Below are 19753 nucleotides of genomic sequence, written 5' to 3' on the forward strand. Positions count from 1 at the left end.
GTCTACTCCACTTCCGCCACGGCGGCCTTGATTCGTGTGATCGCTTCGGACAGCACCTCCTCGCTGGTGGCGGTGGAAATGCGGAAATAGGGGGACAATCCGTAGGCGACACCCGGCACGGAGGCCACACGCCCCTCGTTCAGGAGGTAGGCGGCGACGGCCGCATCGTCCTCGAGCACGGCACCCCTGGGCGTCTTGCGGCCGACCAGGCCGGCACAGCCGATATAGGCGTAGAAGGCGCCCTCCGGCGGCAAAAGCGTCAGGCCGTTGATCTGGCGGATGCCGTCGACGACGAGGTTCCGGCGGGCTTCGAAAGCCTTGCGGAAGCGTCCTACCTCGTCCTGCGGGCCGTTCAGGGCTGCGATCGTGGCGGCTTGCGCGATCGAGCACACGGACGTGACGGACTGGCTCTGGATGGTCGACATCGCCTTGACCAGGGGCGCCGGGCCGGCGGCATAGCCGACGCGCCAGCCCGTCATCGCGTACGACTTCGAGACGCCGTTGACGATCAGCGTGCGGTCCTTGATCTCGGGGCAAGCCTTGCCGAAAGAGACGAATTCCCGGCCGTCGAAAAGGATGTGCTCGTAGATTTCGTCGGAAAGGACAAGAACCTGCGGATGCTTCGCCAGCACGGCGCCCAGCGCCTTCAGGTCGGCCTCGGAATAGACCGCGCCAGAGGGATTGCCCGGCATGTTCAGGAACAGCCATTTGGTGCGTGAGGTGATTGCCTGCTCAAGCACGTCCGGGGTCAGCCTGAATCCGGACGTTTCCGGACATTCCACGATCACAGGCGTTCCGCCCAGCAGCTTTACCATCTCCGGGTAGGACACGAAATAGGGAGCTGCCAGGATCGCCTCGTCGCCGTTCTCCAGCGTCGCCATCAGCGCGTTGAAGATGATCTGCTTGGCGCCGTTCGCCACAACGATGTCGTCGGCGACGTAATCCAGCCCGTTCTCGCGCCGGAACTTGTCCGCCACGGCCCGGCGCACGGCCGGGGTGCCGGGGGCGGCCGTGTAGAGGGTGTCGCCGGCCCGCGCGGCCGCGAAGGCGGCTTCGATGATGTGGCGAGGCGTCGGGAAATCGGGCTCGCCAAGGCCGAGGTCGATCACGTCGATGCCCTTGGCGCGGAGCGCCTTCGCGGCCTGCGAGGCCGCCATCGATGCCGATGGCTTGACCACCGACAGGCGCGACGAAATGTAACTCATCGGTTATCCTCCGTGACGTATCCCTTGGATCGATCCTCGGCGCGCGCCTCCGCGCTGCGCCTGGCGGGATCGCCATAGCCGCCGCCACCCGGCAGTTCCAGTACCAGGCGGCGCCCTGCCGGCACATGCTGCCAGCCCTTGGGGCGCAACTTCGTGCCGTCATCCAGCTTGACTGCGCCGGCAACGCCGTCCTTGCCGCCGTTGCGTCCCTTCGGCGGGTGATTGATGCGGTCGAACATCGCCGAGAAGTCGAACTCGTGGCCTTCCATCGGCGCGATTTCGATGACCTGCCCGAGCCCGCCGCGGAACTCGCCATCGCCGGCGGAACCGGGGCGCAGTTCCTTGCGCCAGACGACGATCGGACCGGTGTGCTCCGTGGCCTCGATCGGCATGGTGTGCACACCGGACGGGAAGGCGGTCGCCGACAGGCCGTCGAGGCCGGGCCGCGCGCCCATGCCGCCGGAGTTGAACATCAGCACTTCCGCCCGGTGCCCTTCGGCACCTGCGACCGGCCGCGCCGAGATGTGGATGTTCCACAAGGCTCCGGCGCCTTCGGCCAGGATCCTGCCGGGCAGGGCCTTGGCCATCGCGCCGAGCACGAGGTCCGGAACCATATGGCCGAAGATGTGCCTGAGCGCCACGGGTGCTGGCCGCACCGCATTGAGGATGTTGACGGGCGAGGAGACGGTGAAGAAGGCGAGCGAGGCCGCGTTGTTGGGGATGTCAGGCGCCACCACGCATTTCAAGGCGTAGCAGGCATAGGCCTTGCTGTAGATGATGGGGCAGTTGATGCCCCAGCGGCTCATCGTATCGGTGCCGGCGAAGTCGACCTCGACATGGTCGTCGCGGACCGAGACCGTCGCAGCCAGCTTGACCGGTTCGTCGTAGCCGTCGGTGGTGAACTCGTTCGACCAGCTTCCCTTGGGCAGTGCCCCGATACGCTCGAGCATGGCGTCGCGGGTACGCGAGAAGATGAACTCGCCGAGATGGTCGAGCGAGGCGAGACCAATCTCCTTCATCATGCCGACCAGCCGGCGATGGCCCACCTCGTTGCAGGCGGCCAGCGAATAAAAGTCGCCGACGACCTGGTTCGGTTCGCGAACGTTGGCGCGCAGGATCCGGACGAGGTCCATATTGACCTTGCCCTTCTCCGCGAACTTCATGATCGGGATCTGGATACCTTCCTCGTAGACCGACTTCGCGTCGGCGCCGAAGCCGCGCCCGCCCACATCGACCACATGTGCGGTGCAGGCGAAGAAAGCCACCAGTTCCCCGTCGAGGAAGGAGGGCGACACCATGGTGATGTCGTGCAGGTGGCCCGTGCCCTTCCAGGGATCGTTGGTGACGTAGGTGTCGCCCTCGAACATCTCCTCGCGCGGGATTTCGTTCATGAAGTGAAGGACGGCTTCGGCCATGGTGTTCACGTGGCCGGGCGTGCCGGTGACGGCCTGCGCCAGCATCTGGCCGCGCGGGTCGAACACGCCGGCGGACAGATCGCCCGACTCGCGCACCGATGTGGAGAAGGCCGTGCGCAGCAGGGTCAGCGCCTGCTCCTCGACGACCGAGATCAGCCGGTTCCACATGACCTGCATGCGGATTTCGCCAATGCTGTTCATGCCTGGGTCGCTCATGCCTGGCTGCCTTTGCGGATGAGAAGAATGGAGCCGTCGCTCTGGATGATGGCGTCGAAGGACGTGGTTGCGACGGTGGACGTCTCTCGTTCGACGATGACCGCCGGGCCGATGATGCGGTCGCCGGTAGCCAACGTATCGCGCTCGACGATCCCGTAGGTTTGCGTGGAGCCAATCGCGGGGTCGAACACGGCGCGGGTGACGGCCGGATGGACGGTGCTGCCCTCGGTCGTCAGTTGATGTCCTTCGACGGCAGGACGCTCGTCGGTCGCCTTGACCGACCAGGTGACGATCTCGATCTCCAGCCCGTCGAGCCCGTCGATGGCGCGGCCGAAGAAGCGTTGGTAGTTCGTCCGGAACAGTTTCTCGAGCTTGCAGACCGCATCCTCGCCGAACGGTTCGTCGGGAAGCGGTACCGGGATTTCCCAACCCTGACCGGCATAGCGCATGAAGGCGGTGATCTCGCAGACGATCCTGCCGCTGGTCCCGGCCCGCACGAAGCTTTCCGCCGAAGCCTTGAGGTCGGCGAGGAGAGCGTTGACCTCGCCGCTGCGGAACTGCGAGAGGCGAGTGAGCCGGGAGGCAAGCGCCTCGTAGCCGAAAGGCGCTTTCAGGAAGCCGATCGCGGAGCCGACGCCAGCACCCCGCGGCACAATGCACCGGTCGATGCCGAGCTTCTCGCAAAGCCGTGCCGTGTGGAGCGGTGCTGCGCCACCGAAGGAGATCATGATGTTGTCCGAGATGTTCTTGCCGTTCTCCACGGCATGGACGCGCGCGGCATTGGCCATGTTCTCGTCGACGACCTCGCAGATGCCGAAGGCGGTGGACACGGCGCCGAGCGACAGCCGTTCGCCGACGTCGCGCATGATTGCCCGTTCGGAGGCGCCGGTGTCGAGCCTGATCGCGCCGCCGGCGAAATTGTCCGGGTCGAGCTTTCCCAGCACCAGATCGGCATCGGTGATCGCCGGATGCCTGCCGCCGCGACCGTAGCAGGCCGGCCCCGGTTCCGAGCCGGCGCTCTCCGGTCCGGTCTGGATGCGGCCCATCGCATCGACCCAGGCGATCGAGCCGCCGCCGGCACCGATCTCGATCATCTCGATGACCGGAATGGAGATCGGCATGCCCGATCCCTTGCAGAAGCGATAGGTGCGGGCCACCTCGAAGGTCCGGGCCGTGCGCGGCGCGAAATCCTCGATCAGGCAGATCTTGGCCGTCGTGCCGCCCATGTCGTAGGAGACGACCTTGTCCAGACCGAAGCGCCGGGCGATGTCGGCAGCGAAGATGGCTCCGCCCGCCGGGCCGGATTCGACGAGCCGCACGGGAAATTCGGAAGCCGTTTCCACCGAGATCAGGCCGCCGCCGGAATGGATCATGAAGACCGGGCATTCGGCGCCCATCTCCTTCAGCCGTATCTGCAGGCGGGCCAGGTAGTCGGCCATCTGCGGCCGCACATAGGCGTTGGCGCAAACGGTGTTGAACCGCTCGAACTCGCGCATCTGGGGCGAGACTTCTGCGCTGATCGAGATCGGGACACTCAGCTTTGCGGCGAGAATCTCCCTCGCGCGGCGTTCGTGCGCGGGATTGGCATAGGCGTGGATGAAGCCGATCGCGACGGCTCCGAAGCCGCCTGCCGCGATTTCGTCGGCGACATTCTCCAAGGCAGCTTCGTCCAGCGGCTGCAGTTCCTGGCCCTCGGCGCCGATGCGGCCCTTCACCGTGAAGCGATGTTCGCGCGGTATCAGCGGCGTCGGAAGCTTGAGGTTCAGGTCATACTGCTCGAAGCGGTTTTCCGTCCGCATCTCGATGACGTCGCGAAAGCCCTCGGTCGTGATCAGGGCCGTCCTGGCCCCGCGGCGCTCGATCAGCGCGTTCGTCGCCAGCGTCGTGCCGTGAATGATGATCCCGATGTCGGCGGGCACAATCCCGGCGTTGCGCGCGACGATCTCGATGCCGTCGAGGATCGCCTGCTCGGGCGCCGAATAGTTCGTCAGGACCTTGGTCGAGAATATCTTTCCTCGCAGGTCCAGCGCGATGTCCGTGAAGGTTCCGCCGATGTCAGCGCCGAGGCGGATGTCGTCGTTCCTGGAAGTCATGACTTGGCTTTCTGGGATGCGAGCGCAGTTTCGCGCATCTGGGAGAGAGTCTGGCGCGGCGTCAGAGCCTCCGGCGAGATCATGAGTTCGAGGATCGCACCGGTCGGACTGGCAAGCGCGCTTCCGAAGGCGGCTGCGAAATCGGCCGTGGACGCGACGCGTTCCGCATGAAAGCCGTATGACTTCGCCAGGCTCACGAAGTCGGGGTTCTCGAGCATGGTTCCCGACACGCGCGCTGGATAGTTGCGCTCCTGGTGCGCGCGGATCGTGCCATAGATGCCGTTGTTCAGGATGAGCACGACGGGCCGCGCGCCGGCTTGCATCGCAGTGCCCAGTTCCTGGCAGTTCATCTGGAAATCGCCGTCGCCGGCAAAGCAGACGACGGTGCGCTCCGGGAACGCCACCTTGGCAGCGATCGCGGCAGGCAGGCCATATCCCATGGCGCCCGACTGGGGTGCGAGCAGCCGCGCATTCGGACCGAACCTGAAGAACTTGTTCGGCCAGACGGTAAAATTGCCGGCGCCGTTTGTCAGGATGACGTCGTCGGGCAGGTTGTCGCGCAGCCATGCGCTGACCGCGACCATGTCCACCGGCCCTGGCTGGACCGGCGCATCGAAAGTGGCCTCATAGGCCTGCCGCGCCTTCGCCCGCCAGGACGCCCAGGGGCCCTCGACCGGCGACAGCGTCGCGGCGAACGCGTTTGGGCCGGCATGGATTCCGAGCGACGGCACATAGACCTTGCCGATCTCGCGGTCGGAGCCGTGCACATGGATCAGTTTCTGGCGCGGCACGGGCACGGACAGCAGCGTGTAGCCGTCGGTGGTCATCTCGCCGAAGCGGATGTTGACCGCCAGGATCACGTCAGCGTCGCGGATCAGTTCCTTGACGTGGGGCGCCATGCCGACGCCGGCCTCGCCGACGAAGACCGGCGAGCCGTTGTCGAACTGGTCCTGATATCTGAAGGCGGCGATCACGGGGATGTCGGACTGTTCGGCGAACGCCTGGAGTGCCGCGCGGCCGCCGGCGGTCCAGTTGGCGCCGCCCATCAAGACAACCGGCCTCTCCGCTTCGACCAGGATCTTCCGGGCGGCCTCGATCGCATCGGCAGCCGGCGCCGGCTCGAAGATCGAGGCTGGACCGCCCAGCGGAGCGGCGCCGGCCACGGTGGTCAACATGTCCTCGGGGAGCGCGACGACGACGGGGCCGGGCCTGCCCGTCAGGGCGGTGGTCCATGCGCGCGCCAGGATCTCGGGAATGCGCTCGACGTCGTCGATCTCCACCGCCCACTTGGCCAGCGCCCCGAAGACGGCGCGGTAGTCGACTTCCTGGAAGGCTTCGCGGCCCTTCATATCGGTACCGACCTGGCCGACGAACAGGATCATCGGCGCGCTGTCCTGCATGGCCGTGTGCACGCCGATGCCGGCATTGGTCGCCCCGGGGCCGCGCGTGACGAAACAGATGCCCGGCGAGCCGGTCAGCTTGCCATAGGCCGAGGCCATGAACGCCGCGCCGCCTTCGTTGCGGCACAGCACGAAGTCCAGCGTGCCGCGGGTGTCGTGCAACGCGTCCAGCACGGCGAGGTAGCTTTCGCCGGGCACGCCGAAGCTCTTCGTCGCTCCCAATGCGATCAGGCATTCGACAAGCAGGCGTCCGCCGTTTCGCATCATCGATACTTCCTCAAGAACATGCCGGTACAGGGCACGCATGTTGCGCTTCTCCAGGTCCAAGCCTGCACGCGGACCGGTCGGGACGAAATCAAGAAATACCGTCTATTCGAAAGATATTCTTTGCGGACGGCTGTCCACGAGTACGCCGGGATTCATTACCGCCGATGGGTCCAGCGTCGCCTTCAGACGCGCCATGAGATCCCGTTCGACACGGCTTCTATGTCGGTCGGCCAACGCAATCTTGGCGCGGCCGAGGCCATGCTCGGCGGCAAAGCTTCCGCCCATTTCGGTCGCAAGTGCCGCCAGGGCCTGGCCGATTTCGCCGGCCTCTCCGCCGAAGCCGGCAACCCCCTCGGGAGGGGTGAGGTTGTAGTGAATATTGCCGTCGCCGAGGTGACCAAACGGGTTGATGCGCACGCCCGGCAGCATGCCGGCGCAGATGGCTTCTGCGGCGGCTATGAACTCCGCGAGCTTGCCTGGCGGCACCGAGATGTTGTGCTTGAGCTGCTCGCCCTCCAGCCGCTGTCCCTCGGGCTGCTCTTCGCGCAGCCGCCAGAAGTGAGCGCGGTGCGCATCCGACATGGCGAGTGCGCCGTCGGTGACAAGACCCTGCTCCATGCCTTGTTCGAGCGAGAACCCAAGGATCTCGTCCAGCGGAACACGCGGCGAACCGCAAGTCAGCTCCACGAGCATATAGACCGCCCCGCGCTTCTCGAGCGGGAAGGCGAGGTCCGGCAGGTGTTTGAGGGCAAGCCCGACGCCGAGGTCGCAGAAGAACTCCAGCCCGGACAGAAACTCGCCGGCCTCGTGGCGCAGGAACGTGCCGAAGGCTACCGCCGCCGCAAAGTCCGGCGCGACCACGAGCGCCGTCGCCCGCTGCCTGGGCGCGGGATGGAGCTTGAGGATTGCGCGCGTCACGACCCCCAGCGTGCCTTCGGCGCCGCAGAACAGCCTGCGCAACTGATATCCGGCATTGTCCTTCTGAACGGCCCGCAGGCCGTTCCAGACGGTCCCGTCGGGCAGGACCACTTCGAGGCCGAGCACGAGATCATGCATCATTCCATAGCGAAGGGCATGGCTGCCGCCTGCGTTCGTTCCGATGAGGCCGCCGATGCGTGCGCTACCCTCGGCGCCGAGATGCATCGGAAAGATGAGACCATGGGGCTCCAGCGCCTCGTGAAGCGTGGCCAGCACCACGCCGGCTTCGACCGGGATAGAGCCGGTGTCGGGGTCGGGCTGTCCGATCGCAGTCATCCGCGACAGAGACAGGATGACGGCATTCGGCAGCCCGGCAACGGCGGCGCCGCAAAGGCCGGTATTGCCGCCCTGCGGGACAACCGCAACGCCCGCCTTGCCGCATGCCTTGACGACCTCGGCGGTGCCGGTGGGTCTCGCCACGCCAAGAGGCTCGACACCAAACCGATCCAGCCAATCGCGCGCATATGGTCGGGTGTCGAGACCCGAAAGCCAGCCTTTCGTCCCGAGAAATCCGGACAACGTGACGGTGAGGTCGGACATGGAAACCAGGTCTGTCGTGCGCGAACCCGCGGCGTTCTTTTCTTGCTGCATTGGACCTGCCGATCAGTCACCCAGAACCTGCGACAGGAACTGCTTGGTCCGCTCGCTGCGGGCGGCGGTGAAGAACTGTTCCGGAGGCGCTTGTTCGACGATTTCACCCTGGTCCATGAAGATCACGCGATCGGCGACACGTCGGGCGAACCCCATCTCATGGGTCACGCAGATCATCGTCATGCCTTCGGACGCCAGAGTGACCATGACATCGAGCACCTCGGAGATCATTTCCGGGTCGAGCGCGGAAGTCGGTTCGTCGAACAGCATGATCTGCGGCTGCATGCACAAGGAGCGCGCAATGGCGACGCGCTGTTGCTGGCCGCCGGAAAGCTGGCCGGGGTATTTGGCCGCCTGTTCGGGAATCCGGACCTTCTCGAGATAGCGCAGCGCGATCGCCTCGGCTTCCGCACGGGGCAGCTTGCGCACCAGCATCGGCGCGAGCAGGCAGTTCTCCAGCACCGTCATGTGCGGAAACAGGTTGAAGTGCTGGAACACCATTCCGACTTCCCGCCGGATCTCGTCGATATTGGCGACGTCGTCATTCAGTTCCGTACCGAGCACGACGATCCTGCCGTCATTGTGCTGCTCAAGTCGATTGATGCACCGGATCATCGTGGACTTGCCGGAGCCCGATGGTCCGCAAACGACGATTTTCTCTCCGCGTGCCACCGTGAGATCGACATCGCGCAACGCATGGAAGGTGCCGTAGTACTTGTTCATGCTCTCGATCTGGACGGCTGCGGCTGCGGAACCCGAGTGGATCATGACTTGCTCCTATCGTTCGCCCACCGACATGCGGCGCTCGAGGAACGCGCCGTAGCGCGAGAGGCTGAATACGAATGTGAAGTAGATCAGGGCTATGAAGACATAGACTTCGACATAGGCGAAGCGCCATTCCCCGGTGCCGAAGGCGGCATTGCCCGATGCCAGGATTTCGAAGAACCCGACGATGATCACCAGCGACGTTTCCTTGAATGCGATCACGAACTGGTTGATCGTCGCAGGCAGTGCATTGCGCATCGCCTGCGGCAGCAGGATGCGGCCGATGCGCTGCCAGTAGTTGAGGCCGAGCGCCATCGCAGCCTCCTCCTGTCCTTTCGGCACGCCCTGCATGCCGCCTCGCACGATCTCCGCCTGATAGGCGGCGAAGAACAGTGCCGAGCCGACGATCACGCGATACAGCTTGTCGCCCTGGAGCCACTGCGGCAGCATGAAGGGCACGACGATCGCGAAAGTGAACAGGATGGAGATCAGGGGGAGGGAGCGGACGGAGTCGATGATCAGGCCCGTGGTTCTCGAGATCCAGGGGAGTTGTGAGCGTCTCAGCAGAGCGAGGCATATCGCCAGCGGGAAGCCGATGAGGCACGTCATCACGAAGATGAAAAGCGTGAGCGCAAGCCCGCCCCACATCTCCTCTCCGACATAGGACAGGCCGAGGACGCCGCCTTTCATCAGCACGTAGAAGAGGGCCGTCCCCGCTCCCCAGATCATGGCGATCCGACGGCCTGTCCAGAAGGCTGGAATGCAGCTCAGTACTGTCATCGCCACGACCGCCACGCAGGCAAGCCCGGAGCGCCACTGTTCCTCATAGGGATAAAGACCGAAAAAGATGATGCGCCATCTCGCGGCGATCACCGACCAGCAGGCTCCGGACGCCGCCTGGCAGGCTTCGGCGCCGCCTGCGCTGAAGACCGCCGAGAAGACTGCCCAATCGAGGAGTTTCCACCCGACGAGGGCAAGTACCGCAAGACAAACGAGCGAGATCAGACCCTGAACGGGTGTCGCAAAGAAACGTCTTTGCAGGCCCTCAAACATGCCAGGCGCCGTCGGGGCGAGAACGATCGGAGCGAGAACGGTCATCCCTTCATCCCCTCAGTTGATTGCCCTTCAGGGCGATTGCCTTGTTGATCCGGTTGAAGATGGCGGCGAGGCTGAGGTTGATCGTCAGGAAGCCGGCCATCAGGATGAAGATCGCTTCCAGCGTCTGGCCTGAATGGTTGATCGTCAGGGCCGTGATCATGAAGAAGTCGGTGAAGCCGACGACGATGCCCATCGTGGTCGCCTTGATCAGCCAGACGTACTGGTTGGCCAGGATGGGCAGCATGGCGCGCAGCGCGAGCGGCAGCCGCACCAGCGAGAAAATCCTCCAGGGAGACAGGCCGAGCGACTGGGCTGCTTCGATCTGGCCGCGTCCGACCGCCTTGAAGCCGCCGCGCACGATCTCTCCGATATAGGCGCCGCCATAGATGGCCATTCCCACCACGAGAGCCATGAACTCCGGCGGAACGCGGAGCCCGCCCCGCAGGTTGAGCCCCTGCAGACGGGGCATGTCCAGCAACGGCGTGTCGGGAAGCCGGCCGACCCACAGAGCCGCGAAAGCGCAAACAAGAACGATCGCGATGCCGCCGAGCTGGATTGGCAACCGCTTCTCGCGCGAGCCATCGAGACGTTCCGTTCTGCCGAGCCAGATTGGAAGCGCAATGGCGGCGATGACGGCAAGCGCCATTGCAAGCAGGGCAGGCGCGCCGACATTTGGAAAGGGCGCGTACAGCCCCCGGTTCGAAATGAGGAATCCCCAGGCTTCGAGGGCGCCGCGCGGCGGCGGCAGCCGGGTGAAGACCGAGTACCAGAAAATCACCTGGAGAATGAGCGGAATGTTGCGGAAGAAATCGACGTAGCTGCGGCCGAGAAGTTGCGCCAGCTCGTTCGATGATGTTCTCGCCAGTCCGACGACGGCTCCGATCAGCGTTGCCAGAACGAGACCGAAGCTCCCGAGAAACAGCGTATTGATGACCCCGTTGACGAAGAACCACCAATACGGGTCCGCTGCCGTGACCGGCAGCAGAGAGAAGTTGACGTCCCATCCTGTCGATTTGAAGAGGAAATCGAAGCCTGAAACGATGCCCTGATCGATGAGGTTCTGCCGTGCGACGAGGCCGCCACCGATCACGATGAAGGCGAGAACGCCGACAAAGACGATCTGAAGCAGCGCATTGTGCACTTTCTGGTTGCGAAGCAGGCGTTCCATCGACCGACCTTCGACCTTTCGTGGATTGGGGGCCTCGCCTGGCCGATGCCGGGCGAGGCGTTTGCCGGATCAGTCGAACACGAGCGGGTAAAGAACGCCGCCGTTGCTCCACAGATCGGTCAGTTCGCGGTCCATCTTGTAGGGGGAACCCGCGCCCAGGTTGCGGTCGAAGACCTCCCCGTAGTTGCCGACGTTCTTGATCACGTTGTAGGCCCAGTCATCAGACAGGCCGAGGCCCTTGCCGACGCCCGGCGTCACGCCGAGAAACTTGCTGATCTGAGACGACGCTGGCTTGGCCTTCATCTCGTCGATGTTGTTGGAGTTGATGCCCGACTGCTCAGCAAAGAGCAGCGCCGACAGCGTCCAGTTCGCGATGTCGACCCAGTTGTCGTCACCTTGGCGCATGATGAACACTTCCGGCTCGACGTCGAGCACGTCGGGCAGGATCACGTGATCGTTGACCTGTCCCTTGGCCGCACGCGCGATCGCGACGACCGGGCCCCACTGAGCATAAAGGTCGCAGCGTTTCGAAAAGTAGGCCTGCTCGAGCTCTTCCGTCTTTTCGATGACGACGGGCTCCAGCTTGACGCCGATCCTGGCTGCATAGCCGGCGACCTGCTGCTCGATCGTCGTGCCGGCCGGGATGCAGACGGAGCCGCCGTCCGCGTCCTTGAGCGAGGCGACGTTCAGTTCCTTGTGTGCCATCACCTTGGTCGTACCGAGGTAGTACGACATGGAAAACTGAAGGCCGAGTTCGGTGTCGCGGCTGAGCGTTCCGCCCGAGGCCTTGATGACGATGTCGACGTTGCCGGACTGCAGTTCAGGCCAGCGCTGCGCCCAGCTGATGGGGATGATCTTCAGTTTCGACGGATCGCCAAGGACGGCGGTCGCAACTGCGCGGCACAGATCGATGTCGATGCCCTTCCAGTTCCCCTTGTCGTCCACCTCGGCGAAACCGAGATACGAGCCGTCGTGGCCCGTGCAGTTGAGCACGCCGCGCGCCTTGACGGCCTCCAACGTCTTGCCACCCGCAGCCTGGGCGGACGCCGTAATATTGGCGAGGCCAAGGGCCAGAACAGCAACCCCCCATTTCATCGCTTTCATGTTGTTTCTCCACTGTTGAGGTTGTTTGGTTCTTCTTGTTGTTGGGGCCTTCCGGGCCCGGTTCGCAAAGCCGTCCTCAGTCGGAAAGAGGTGTCGGCTTCGGCAGGGGAGCGGCCTCGAGGTCGCTCGCCCAATCCTGTTGGGTCAGCCATCGATGCAGAGCCGCGACCGCCTTGACGCGCAGATAGCCCTTGGGCACCACGAGATAGAATCCCGGGATCTCGTCCGGCTTCATGCCGATGAGGGCGTCGCGGCCGATCGGCGCCACCAGCGCGCCCGAGCGCAGATCCTCCTCGGCGTCGATCACGGAGACGAGGCCGACACCGATCCCTTGCAGCGTCGCGCGCCGCATCGTGGCGGCATCGTCAAAGCCGATGCTGCGGTCGCTGTCCGTCTTCTCCACGCAGAGGTGCCGGAGTATGTCGGGCCACAGCCGCTGCGACTTGACCGTGTCCAGCAGCGTGAACCGCGTCAGATCCTGGGCCGACTTGATCTTCTCGCCGATCGAAGGCGTGCAGCAGATGATCTTGGGATCCGGCACGAGCAGGGTCGCCTCATAGTCGCCCCATTTGCCATACCCCCACTGCACGCTCATATCGATGTCGTCGCGGCCGAAGTCGGGGAGATCGACCATGGTGGTCAGGCGAAGGTCGGCCCCCGGGAGGATTTCCCGGAACAAAGAGAGGCGCGGCAACAGATAGTGCGTTGCGAAATACGGACTCGCATTCAGATTTAGGCGGTCCCGGTAGACGGATTTGGTAACCCTGCGGACGCCCTCGGCAAACTCGTCGAAGCCAGCCTTGACATAGTGCGACAGCAGGATCGCCGACTCCGTCGGTTCGATCGACCTGCCCTTGCGCTCGAACAGCGTCACCTGAAGCGTGTCTTCGAGAAGCTTGATCTGTTGTCCGACCGCTTGAGGGGTAACAAGCAGCTCGTCGGCGGCCTGGCGGAAACTCTTGTGCTGTGCGACGGCGTGAAAGACCCGCAGGGCATTCAACGGCGGAAGGCGCAGCTTGCCGGTCATCGTCAGTTCCGCTCCTTCCTGTTTCGAACTCCGTGAATTCCTGGACTGCTGCCGACGGCCCGCTGACCGGGCCGCCGACCATTCGCATCAGGCGTAGATGTACCCGCCCGAAACGATGACCTGTTCGCCTGTCATGTACGTGTTCTTCGGGCCGCCGGTCATAAGCACCCACTCGGCGATCTCGGTCGGCTGCGCGCCGCGGCCGAGCGGGCTTGCCTTCGCCAGTTCATCGAGAAAGCCGAGAGCCTTCGCGCGCTCTGTCGCCATGCCGGCGGGAGCGACGGAGTTGACCAGGATGCCGTCCTTGGCGACGTGCTGCGCAAAGGACCTTGTGAGGCTGACGACCGCAGCTTTCGTCGCCGCGTAGTGAGGGTTCTGCGGATGCGCCTTGAAGGCGTCGACAGAGGTGAGGTTCACGATGCGCCCGCGCACGTGGTCCTTTGGGTCCTGCTGCTGCATGTGCCGGACTGCGGCAACCATCATGTGATAGGTGCCCTTTATGTTGATGCCGTTGGAGGCGTCCCACTCGGCGTCGGTGATCTCGAGGATGGGACGGCGCGGATAGATCGCGGCGCAATTGATCAGCGTGTCGACGCGGCCGAGCTTCGAAACAATCGCGTCGAAGGCGGCATGGCATTCCGGACCGACCCGTATATCGCATCTGGCCGATGCCGTCGGAAGACCCTTCGTTCGCGCCGGTTCCAGCGCCGTCTCCGCCGCGTCGGAATTGATGTCGATGATGCCGATCTTGGCCGCGCCGGCGTCGACGGCCATTCGCGCGAGCAGCGCGCCAAGTCCGGAACCACCGCCAACGATGAGGACGGAAAGATCTTTCATATCTTGCTCCCTATTTGCTTCCGCTCGGCGGAACCGGGCGGGTCGGCATGATGTCGAAACGGGTGACGTTGGCCCAGGCGGGAAGGCCAAGCAGCGTCACGACCATCCTGGCGACATCTTCCGGCTGCACGGCGACGTTGCCGGCGTACATTGCCGCCCGCGCGTTGGCGTCGAGGATGTCCTTGTAAAGCTGCGTTTCCACGCGGCCGGGGACAATCTCGGTCACGCGGATGCCGTATTGGGAGAGGTCGGCGCGCAGCGCCGCGGCAAAGCCGGCGATGCCCGCCTTGGTGGCGGAATAGACAGCCACATTCGGGAAGGCGGCATGAGCCGCCGAAGAGCCGGTGAAGATGATGTGCCCGGACTGACGCTCCCGCATCTGCGGGACAACGAGGCGCGTCAGCAGGATCGCCGCGCTGAGATTGACCTCGAGCGCCGTATCGATGTCGGCAATCTTCATGTCGGCGAAATTGCCGAGCGGAGGCATCATGCCGGCATTGTTGACCAGCACATCGATATGCAGATCCGCGAGGATGGACTCCAGACCTTCGCGGTCGGTGATGTCGATTGCAATCGGCACTATGCCCGGGCGCTCGGCCTGCAGTTCCTTCAGAGCCGCCTCGGTTCGACCTGCCGCAAAGACGTCATAGCCGGCGTCGCTCAGTGCCGCCGCTATGGCCCGCCCGATGCCGCTGGTTGCGCCTGTGATGAAGGCTGTCGTCACGTCGGATCTTCCAATTTGCTTTGGATAGAGTGTGTGGCTTCGGTTGCCTTATGGAAACCAAGAAAAAGCCGGAAAAAGGAAAGATCAGCTTTCCTTTTGGTGCCCGACTCGAAGGCGGCAGTGCAGGCTTCGAGTGGCTGTCGGCAGCAAAAAGAACCCGGAAAGCGCAAGGAACCTACCACTTGACATCCAAGCGCAGGCGCGAACGCGCGCGCTTCGCGACAAAACGCTGCTTTCGCATGCCCCGCCAGGATGCTCGCCGGCGCCTGCCGGAATCGTTCTGGTGCTACCGCTTCGCCGTGACCCTCGGTTTCAGCTCCGCAAAAAGCGCCTCTGCGGCCGCCTTCTGTTCTGCGTCTGTCGTTTCGACGCCGGATGCTTGCGCTAGACCGCGCACGCGCTCCAGACTGTTGTGGAGGTGCTTGCGCATGGCGCGGCGTGCGCCGCTGCTGTCCCGCTTTTCGATGGCGTCGACGATCGCCTTGTGTTCGTTGTGGATGCGCGCGTAGTAGGTGTCCTTGCGCCCGGGGGCGACCACGTAGCCGAGTTGATAGCGCGGGACGATCATCGGCTTGAGATAGCTCAGGAAGCCGTGAATGAACTCGTTGCGAGCCGCCTTGGCGATGGCCAGATGGAAATCGTAGTCGTAGTGGATCTGCACGGCGAACGGATCCGCGTGTTGCGCATCGACCTGTTCCATCAGCGCGCGGATGGCTTCGGCTTCGGCTTCGGTCCTTCGCTCGGCGCAAAGCCCGGCGGCCTCGACCTCGACGCTCAACCTCAGTTCGAGAAGAGCGATGGTTTCAGGCAGGGTCTTCAATGCCTCGTCCGGTATCGAGAAGTTGCGCGGGGTCGGCATCTCGCTGACGAACATGCCCCGCCCCTGGTGCGGCACCACCATCCCATCGGATCGCAGGCGAGCCACCGCCTCACGAATGACGGTGCGACTTACGTCGTATTCGGCGCAGAGCTCGGCTTCCGTCGGCAGTTGCGCGCCAGGCGCGAGTTGGCGGGAACGTATCTTGGCCGACAAGCTCTCGGCCACGACGGTGGACAGGGGCAATCGCTTCGTCATCGTTCTCCTTCCGAACCTGCCGGAGCCGGGACACCTTGCTGCGGGTCCTTCAGATCGCAGCCGTCACGATCAGTTCCACCAGCATCCCGGGCCTGGCCATGCGTCCTTCTCCGGAGGAGCGCGCGGGCGCGTGTTCCATCGGCATCCAGGCATCCCAGACCTTGTTGACTTCGTCGAAATCGCGGACGTCGTCCAGCCACATCTGCGCGTGCAGGATGCGGGTCTTGTCCGTGCCTGCCCTGGCGAGAAGGGTGTCGATCTTGTCCAGCACCTCGCGCATCTGGTCGGCTGCGGATTGACCGGGCTTCGCGACCTGACCCGTCAGATAGACCGTGCCGTTGTGGATGACGCCATGGTGGATGCGGGTGTCGAAATCGAAACGTCTGATATCGGGCATCGTGCTTCTTTCGGATCAGGCGACGGGAGCAGGGCGGATCGGGTTGCCCTGCAGGTAATGCGCATAGGGCGCCTGCACGAGCCAGCCTGCATCGACCGGCAGCGTGACGCCGGTGATCGAACCGGCGCGTTCCGAGCACAGGAACAGCGCGGCTTCCGCGACGTCTCGCGGTTCGACGAAGCAACGCAGCGCCGTGGTAGCCTTGATGGCCTCCGGATTGCGCTCGCCCCTGGCGATCTTGTCCTTCAAGCCGTCGGAAAGCGTGTAGCCGGGCGCGACCGCGTTGACCCGCACGCCATGCGGTCCGAGCTCGGCGGCAAGGATTTGGGTCAATGCCATGACCGCATGCTTGCCGGGCGTATATGCCGGAAGCGACAGGGGCGCGAAGGAGGCCAGCGAGCCGACATTGAGGATGGCGCCACGCCCTGCGGCCGACATCATCCTGCCGAACACCTGGCAGCCGACGAGCGTTCCGCGATAGTTCACGCGCCACATCTTCTCGTCCTCCTCCAGGTCCTGATCGAGGACGCGCTTGCCGCTCTGCAGGAGGCCTGCGCAGTTGATGATGACGTGCGGCACGCCGAATTCATCCTCGACCGCCTTTCCGAGCGCCTCGACAGAGGCTGGGTCGCCGACGTCCGTCCGGAAGAACCGGGCCGCCGGTGCACCGGCGGTCTCGCAGGCGGCGGCCACGGCTTTGCCGCGTGCCGCATCGCGCCCCGCGACGGCTACGCGATAACCGTCCTCGGCAAAGCGCATCGCGATCGCCTGTCCGATTCCCGAAGTCCCGCCGACGACGACTGCCGTGCGCGTTTCAGCCATTGTTACGGTTCCTGCGCTCTATGTCGAAGAATTCGGACATGGCTTCGACCTGAAAATCCATCATCGGCCGCCCCGGCTGGATCCGGCACCCGATCTCCTTTGCTTTGCGAAGCAGAGCCGTCTCGGCCGGCTCCATGATGATGTCCACGACGGTCATGTCCGGTGTCAGCTTGCTGACGTCCATCGGCAACGGATCGTTCGCCTTCAGTCCCGATGGTGTCGCGTTCACCGCCATGTCCATCCCCGAAGGGTCGGCGTCGCCGACCTGAATCCGACAGTCCGGGGGGCGACCAGGGCGGCCAGGTTCTCGGCTCTGCCGCGGTCGACGTCCGCAAGGCGAATCTCCACGGCGCCTTCCTCCGCAAGGCAGTAGGCGAGCGAAGCGCCTGCGCCGCCGCCGCCAACCTGCAGTATGCGCCGACCGGAGACCTGGTGCCCGCCTGCCTTCAGGCCGTCGATGAAGCCGACACCGTCGAAATTGTCGGCGTACCAGGTCCCGTCTGCCTGGCGGCGCACCGAGTTGGCGCTCTGTACGCGCGCGGCCCTGTCATGAGCGGCGGCGCATTTGTGGTAGACCGCGGTCTTGTACGGCACCGATATGATAACGCCGCGGATGTTCTCGGCCGCGGTGATGCCGGCCCAGAAGGCCTCGAAATCCTCCGGGCGACAGCTCAAGGGAACCATCAGGCTGTCCAGTCCCTTCTGCTCGAAGATTTCGTTGAAGATGCCGGGGCTTTTTGCGTGGCCGACCGGATGGGCGAGCATTACGAAGACATCGGCTTTGCCGGTTCCGCGCATGTTTATCATGTCCTTCTGTTCGACAGTTCGTGGCTACTCAGGATTTCCAGCGCCCGTACCAGCGAGGAATGGTCGGCATCCGCTCCGCCCTCCTGCGCCGAGCAGGCGTTCATCAATTCTTGCGTCGTTGCCGTGTTGGGCAGTGAGACGCCGAGCGCGCGAGCGCTTTCGAGGGCGAGACCCAGGTCCTTCTGGTGCAGGCGGACACGGAAACCCGGCGCAAAGGTGCGCGCGACCATGCGCTCGCCATGGACTTCCAGCACGCGCGAGGAGGCGAAGCCGCCCATGAGCGCCGTGCGAACCTTCGCGGGATCGCAGCCGGCTTTGCTCGCGAAGACGAGGGCTTCGGCGACCGCCTCGATGTTGAGCGCGACGATGATCTGGTTGGCGATCTTGCAGGTCTGCCCGGCGCCGTTCTTTTCGCCTATGAGCGTGATGTTCTTCCCGAGCCTCTCGAAGATCGGCAGCGCCCGTTCGAATTCCTCGTTCGGTCCGCCGACCATGATGGTCAGGCTTGCTGCCTTGGCCCCTACCTCGCCGCCCGAAACCGGGGCATCGAGGTAGCCCGCGCCCGCCTCGCGCAGCCTCGCGGCAAAAGCTGCCGTCGCAATCGGGCTGATCGAGCTCATATCGATGACCAGCGATCCTGCCGAGATACCCTCCGCCACGCCACGGTTGCCGAACAAGACGCGCTCGACATCAGGCGTATCCGGCAACATGGTGATGATCACTTCGGAAAGACGCGCCACGTCGGCGGGCGACTGGACCACTTTCGCCTCGAGGCCCTCTGGGAGCGGCGAGCGATTGAGTACGGTCGCCATCTCATGCCCGGCAGCGGCCAGATGCCGCGCCATAGGCGCGCCCATCACGCCCAGCCCGATGAAGCCGATCTTCATTTCAACTCCCTTTGCGGCGCAACCCTGTGACGCCTGTTGCAGTCACGATTGGTCGTATGATATAGGACATCATACAAATTTCAATCCTTGTTTCTGCTGGAGACGACGAATGCAAGAGCGCCCCAACTCCCTCAAGGCGGCGGTGGCGGCCGGCCGGCCGCATATCGGCCTGTGGTGTTCGCTGGCGTCCACCCTGACCACCGAGATCGTCGCCGGTTCGGGCGCGGGCTGGCTGCTGATCGACGGCGAGCACAGCCCCAACGACCTGCGCAGCATCATGGTCCAGCTCCAGGTTCTCGGCGGCTTTTCCTGCGAAGGCGTCGTGCGCCTGCCCTCGGACGATCCGAACCTGATCAAGCAGGCGATGGATATCGGCGCCCGCAGCCTGATGATCCCCAATGTGCGCACCGCCGAGCAGGCCCGCGCGATCGTGGCGGCGATGACCTATGCGCCGGGCGGCTTCCGCGGTTTTTCCGTCGGGCATCGCGCCAACGCCTTCGGCCGCATTGCCGGCTATCACGCCAATGCCCGCAACGAACGGCTGCTGGCCGTGCAGATCGAGTGCGAGACGGGCGTGGCCAACGCGGCGGAGATCGCCGCGGTCGACGGCGTCGACGTCCTGTTCGTCGGTCCCGGCGATCTGTCGACCAACATGGGAGCGATGGGCAATCCGGGCGCTCCGCATGTCCAGCAGGCGATCGCGAAGGTGCGCGAGGCTGCCGCAGCCGCCGGCAAGGCCAGCGGCATCCTGGCGCCTGTCAAGGCCGATGCCGACCGCTACCTGGCCGGCGGATTCACCATGGTCGCCGTTGGCTCGGATCTGGGGCTGCTCGCGCGCGGCTCCGACGCCTTGATCGCCTCCTTCAACCACTGACCG

At 64.5% G+C, this 19753-nt stretch carries 19 protein-coding genes; 1 reads left to right on the top strand and 18 read right to left on the bottom strand.

Annotated features, from left to right (window positions below; translation table 11 throughout):
- Positions 1-2: 2 nt before the first annotated feature.
- From JN280_RS15325 to JN280_RS15405, 18 genes are all read right to left on the bottom strand, one after another.
- Positions 3-1205, bottom strand: coding sequence for a pyridoxal phosphate-dependent aminotransferase (locus tag JN280_RS15325; RefSeq protein ID WP_202313290.1), 1203 nt, complete (start codon positions 1203-1205; stop codon positions 3-5).
- A complete protein-coding gene (locus JN280_RS15330; RefSeq protein WP_202314784.1) occupies positions 1202-2821 on the bottom strand; it encodes a hydantoinase B/oxoprolinase family protein in 1620 nt (539 codons plus the stop codon). The genes JN280_RS15325 and JN280_RS15330 overlap by 4 nt, the downstream gene beginning before the upstream one ends.
- A gap of 11 nt (positions 2822-2832) precedes the next feature.
- Positions 2833-4929 (bottom strand): hydantoinase/oxoprolinase family protein, encoded by a 2097-nt coding sequence (locus tag JN280_RS15335; protein WP_202313291.1) that lies wholly within the window; start codon positions 4927-4929, stop codon positions 2833-2835.
- A complete protein-coding gene (locus tag JN280_RS15340) occupies positions 4926-6596 on the bottom strand; it encodes a thiamine pyrophosphate-binding protein (RefSeq protein WP_202314786.1) in 1671 nt (556 codons plus the stop codon). Before JN280_RS15340 ends, JN280_RS15335 begins: the two co-directional genes overlap by 4 nt.
- 102 nt (positions 6597-6698) lie before the next feature.
- Entirely contained in the window at positions 6699-8165 is a 1467-nt protein-coding gene (locus JN280_RS15345; protein WP_244743337.1) for an FAD-binding oxidoreductase, read from the bottom strand.
- Between the two features lie 12 nt (positions 8166-8177).
- A complete protein-coding gene (locus JN280_RS15350; protein ID WP_202313292.1) occupies positions 8178-8933 on the bottom strand; it encodes an amino acid ABC transporter ATP-binding protein in 756 nt (251 codons plus the stop codon).
- Between the two features lie 9 nt (positions 8934-8942).
- Positions 8943-10028, bottom strand: a complete 1086-nt coding sequence (locus JN280_RS15355; RefSeq protein WP_202313294.1) for an amino acid ABC transporter permease — start codon at positions 10026-10028, stop codon at positions 8943-8945.
- 4 nt (positions 10029-10032) lie between these two features.
- Positions 10033-11196 (bottom strand): ABC transporter permease subunit, encoded by a 1164-nt coding sequence (locus JN280_RS15360; RefSeq protein ID WP_202313296.1) that lies wholly within the window; start codon positions 11194-11196, stop codon positions 10033-10035.
- Positions 11197-11265: 69 nt separating this feature from the next.
- Positions 11266-12300 (bottom strand): amino acid ABC transporter substrate-binding protein, encoded by a 1035-nt coding sequence (locus JN280_RS15365; protein WP_202313298.1) that lies wholly within the window; start codon positions 12298-12300, stop codon positions 11266-11268.
- Between the two features lie 76 nt (positions 12301-12376).
- Positions 12377-13327, bottom strand: a complete 951-nt coding sequence (locus JN280_RS15370) for a LysR substrate-binding domain-containing protein (RefSeq protein WP_202313300.1) — start codon at positions 13325-13327, stop codon at positions 12377-12379.
- A gap of 87 nt (positions 13328-13414) precedes the next feature.
- Positions 13415-14164, bottom strand: a complete 750-nt coding sequence (locus JN280_RS15375; RefSeq protein WP_202313302.1) for an SDR family NAD(P)-dependent oxidoreductase — start codon at positions 14162-14164, stop codon at positions 13415-13417.
- A 10-nt stretch (positions 14165-14174) separates the two neighbouring features.
- Positions 14175-14888, bottom strand: coding sequence for an SDR family oxidoreductase (locus tag JN280_RS15380; RefSeq protein ID WP_202313303.1), 714 nt, complete (start codon positions 14886-14888; stop codon positions 14175-14177).
- A gap of 286 nt (positions 14889-15174) precedes the next feature.
- Positions 15175-15963, bottom strand: coding sequence for a FadR/GntR family transcriptional regulator (locus JN280_RS15385; protein ID WP_202313304.1), 789 nt, complete (start codon positions 15961-15963; stop codon positions 15175-15177).
- 49 nt (positions 15964-16012) lie between these two features.
- On the bottom strand, positions 16013-16360 hold the full coding sequence (locus tag JN280_RS15390; protein WP_202313305.1) for a RidA family protein: 348 nt from the start codon (positions 16358-16360) through the stop codon (positions 16013-16015).
- A 15-nt stretch (positions 16361-16375) separates the two neighbouring features.
- Entirely contained in the window at positions 16376-17182 is an 807-nt protein-coding gene (locus JN280_RS15395; RefSeq protein WP_202313306.1) for an SDR family NAD(P)-dependent oxidoreductase, read from the bottom strand.
- The gene (locus JN280_RS39455) at positions 17175-17411 is read right to left on the bottom strand and encodes a hypothetical protein (protein WP_244743339.1); all 237 of its coding nucleotides are present in this window, start codon (positions 17409-17411) and stop codon (positions 17175-17177) included. The genes JN280_RS15395 and JN280_RS39455 overlap by 8 nt, the downstream gene beginning before the upstream one ends.
- Positions 17408-17980 (bottom strand): shikimate dehydrogenase family protein, encoded by a 573-nt coding sequence (locus tag JN280_RS15400; RefSeq protein ID WP_244743341.1) that lies wholly within the window; start codon positions 17978-17980, stop codon positions 17408-17410. The genes JN280_RS39455 and JN280_RS15400 overlap by 4 nt, the downstream gene beginning before the upstream one ends.
- 5 nt (positions 17981-17985) lie before the next feature.
- Positions 17986-18876 carry a 2-hydroxy-3-oxopropionate reductase gene (locus JN280_RS15405; protein WP_202313307.1) on the bottom strand — a complete coding sequence of 297 codons (891 nt, stop codon included), beginning with the start codon at positions 18874-18876 and terminating at the stop codon, positions 17986-17988.
- A 109-nt stretch (positions 18877-18985) separates the two neighbouring features.
- Between JN280_RS15405 and JN280_RS15410 the strand changes: the two genes are divergently transcribed.
- Positions 18986-19750 (top strand): HpcH/HpaI aldolase family protein, encoded by a 765-nt coding sequence (locus tag JN280_RS15410; protein WP_202313308.1) that lies wholly within the window; start codon positions 18986-18988, stop codon positions 19748-19750.
- The last annotated feature ends 3 nt before the right edge of the window (positions 19751-19753 follow it).

This window comes from Mesorhizobium sp. L-8-10 (genome assembly GCF_016756635.1).
Classification (GTDB): Bacteria; Pseudomonadota; Alphaproteobacteria; order Rhizobiales; family Rhizobiaceae.

Bases quoted from the DNA above. Each gene is read 5' to 3' on its own strand.
- JN280_RS15375 (WP_202313302.1), bottom strand. From the start codon at position 14,164: ATGAAAGATCTTTCCGTCCTCATCGTTGGCGGTGGTTCCGGACTTGGC.
- JN280_RS15345 (WP_244743337.1), bottom strand. From the start codon at position 8,165: ATGCAGCAAGAAAAGAACGCCGCGGGTTCGCGCACGACAGACCTGGTT.
- JN280_RS15325 (WP_202313290.1), bottom strand. From the start codon at position 1,205: ATGAGTTACATTTCGTCGCGCCTGTCGGTGGTCAAGCCATCGGCATCG.
- JN280_RS15395 (WP_202313306.1), bottom strand. From the start codon at position 17,182: ATGGCTGAAACGCGCACGGCAGTCGTCGTCGGCGGGACTTCGGGAATC.
- JN280_RS15390 (WP_202313305.1), bottom strand. From the start codon at position 16,360: ATGCCCGATATCAGACGTTTCGATTTCGACACCCGCATCCACCATGGC.
- JN280_RS15335 (WP_202313291.1), bottom strand. From the start codon at position 4,929: ATGACTTCCAGGAACGACGACATCCGCCTCGGCGCTGACATCGGCGGA.
- JN280_RS15330 (WP_202314784.1), bottom strand. From the start codon at position 2,821: ATGAACAGCATTGGCGAAATCCGCATGCAGGTCATGTGGAACCGGCTG.
- JN280_RS15340 (WP_202314786.1), bottom strand. From the start codon at position 6,596: ATGATGCGAAACGGCGGACGCCTGCTTGTCGAATGCCTGATCGCATTG.
- JN280_RS15355 (WP_202313294.1), bottom strand. From the start codon at position 10,028: ATGACCGTTCTCGCTCCGATCGTTCTCGCCCCGACGGCGCCTGGCATG.
- JN280_RS15370 (WP_202313300.1), bottom strand. From the start codon at position 13,327: ATGACCGGCAAGCTGCGCCTTCCGCCGTTGAATGCCCTGCGGGTCTTT.
- JN280_RS15365 (WP_202313298.1), bottom strand. From the start codon at position 12,300: ATGAAAGCGATGAAATGGGGGGTTGCTGTTCTGGCCCTTGGCCTCGCC.
- JN280_RS15400 (WP_244743341.1), bottom strand. From the start codon at position 17,980: ATGCGCGGAACCGGCAAAGCCGATGTCTTCGTAATGCTCGCCCATCCG.
- JN280_RS15385 (WP_202313304.1), bottom strand. From the start codon at position 15,963: ATGACGAAGCGATTGCCCCTGTCCACCGTCGTGGCCGAGAGCTTGTCG.
- JN280_RS15405 (WP_202313307.1), bottom strand. From the start codon at position 18,876: ATGAAGATCGGCTTCATCGGGCTGGGCGTGATGGGCGCGCCTATGGCG.
- JN280_RS15350 (WP_202313292.1), bottom strand. From the start codon at position 8,933: ATGATCCACTCGGGTTCCGCAGCCGCAGCCGTCCAGATCGAGAGCATG.
- JN280_RS15360 (WP_202313296.1), bottom strand. From the start codon at position 11,196: ATGGAACGCCTGCTTCGCAACCAGAAAGTGCACAATGCGCTGCTTCAG.
- JN280_RS15410 (WP_202313308.1), top strand. From the start codon at position 18,986: ATGCAAGAGCGCCCCAACTCCCTCAAGGCGGCGGTGGCGGCCGGCCGG.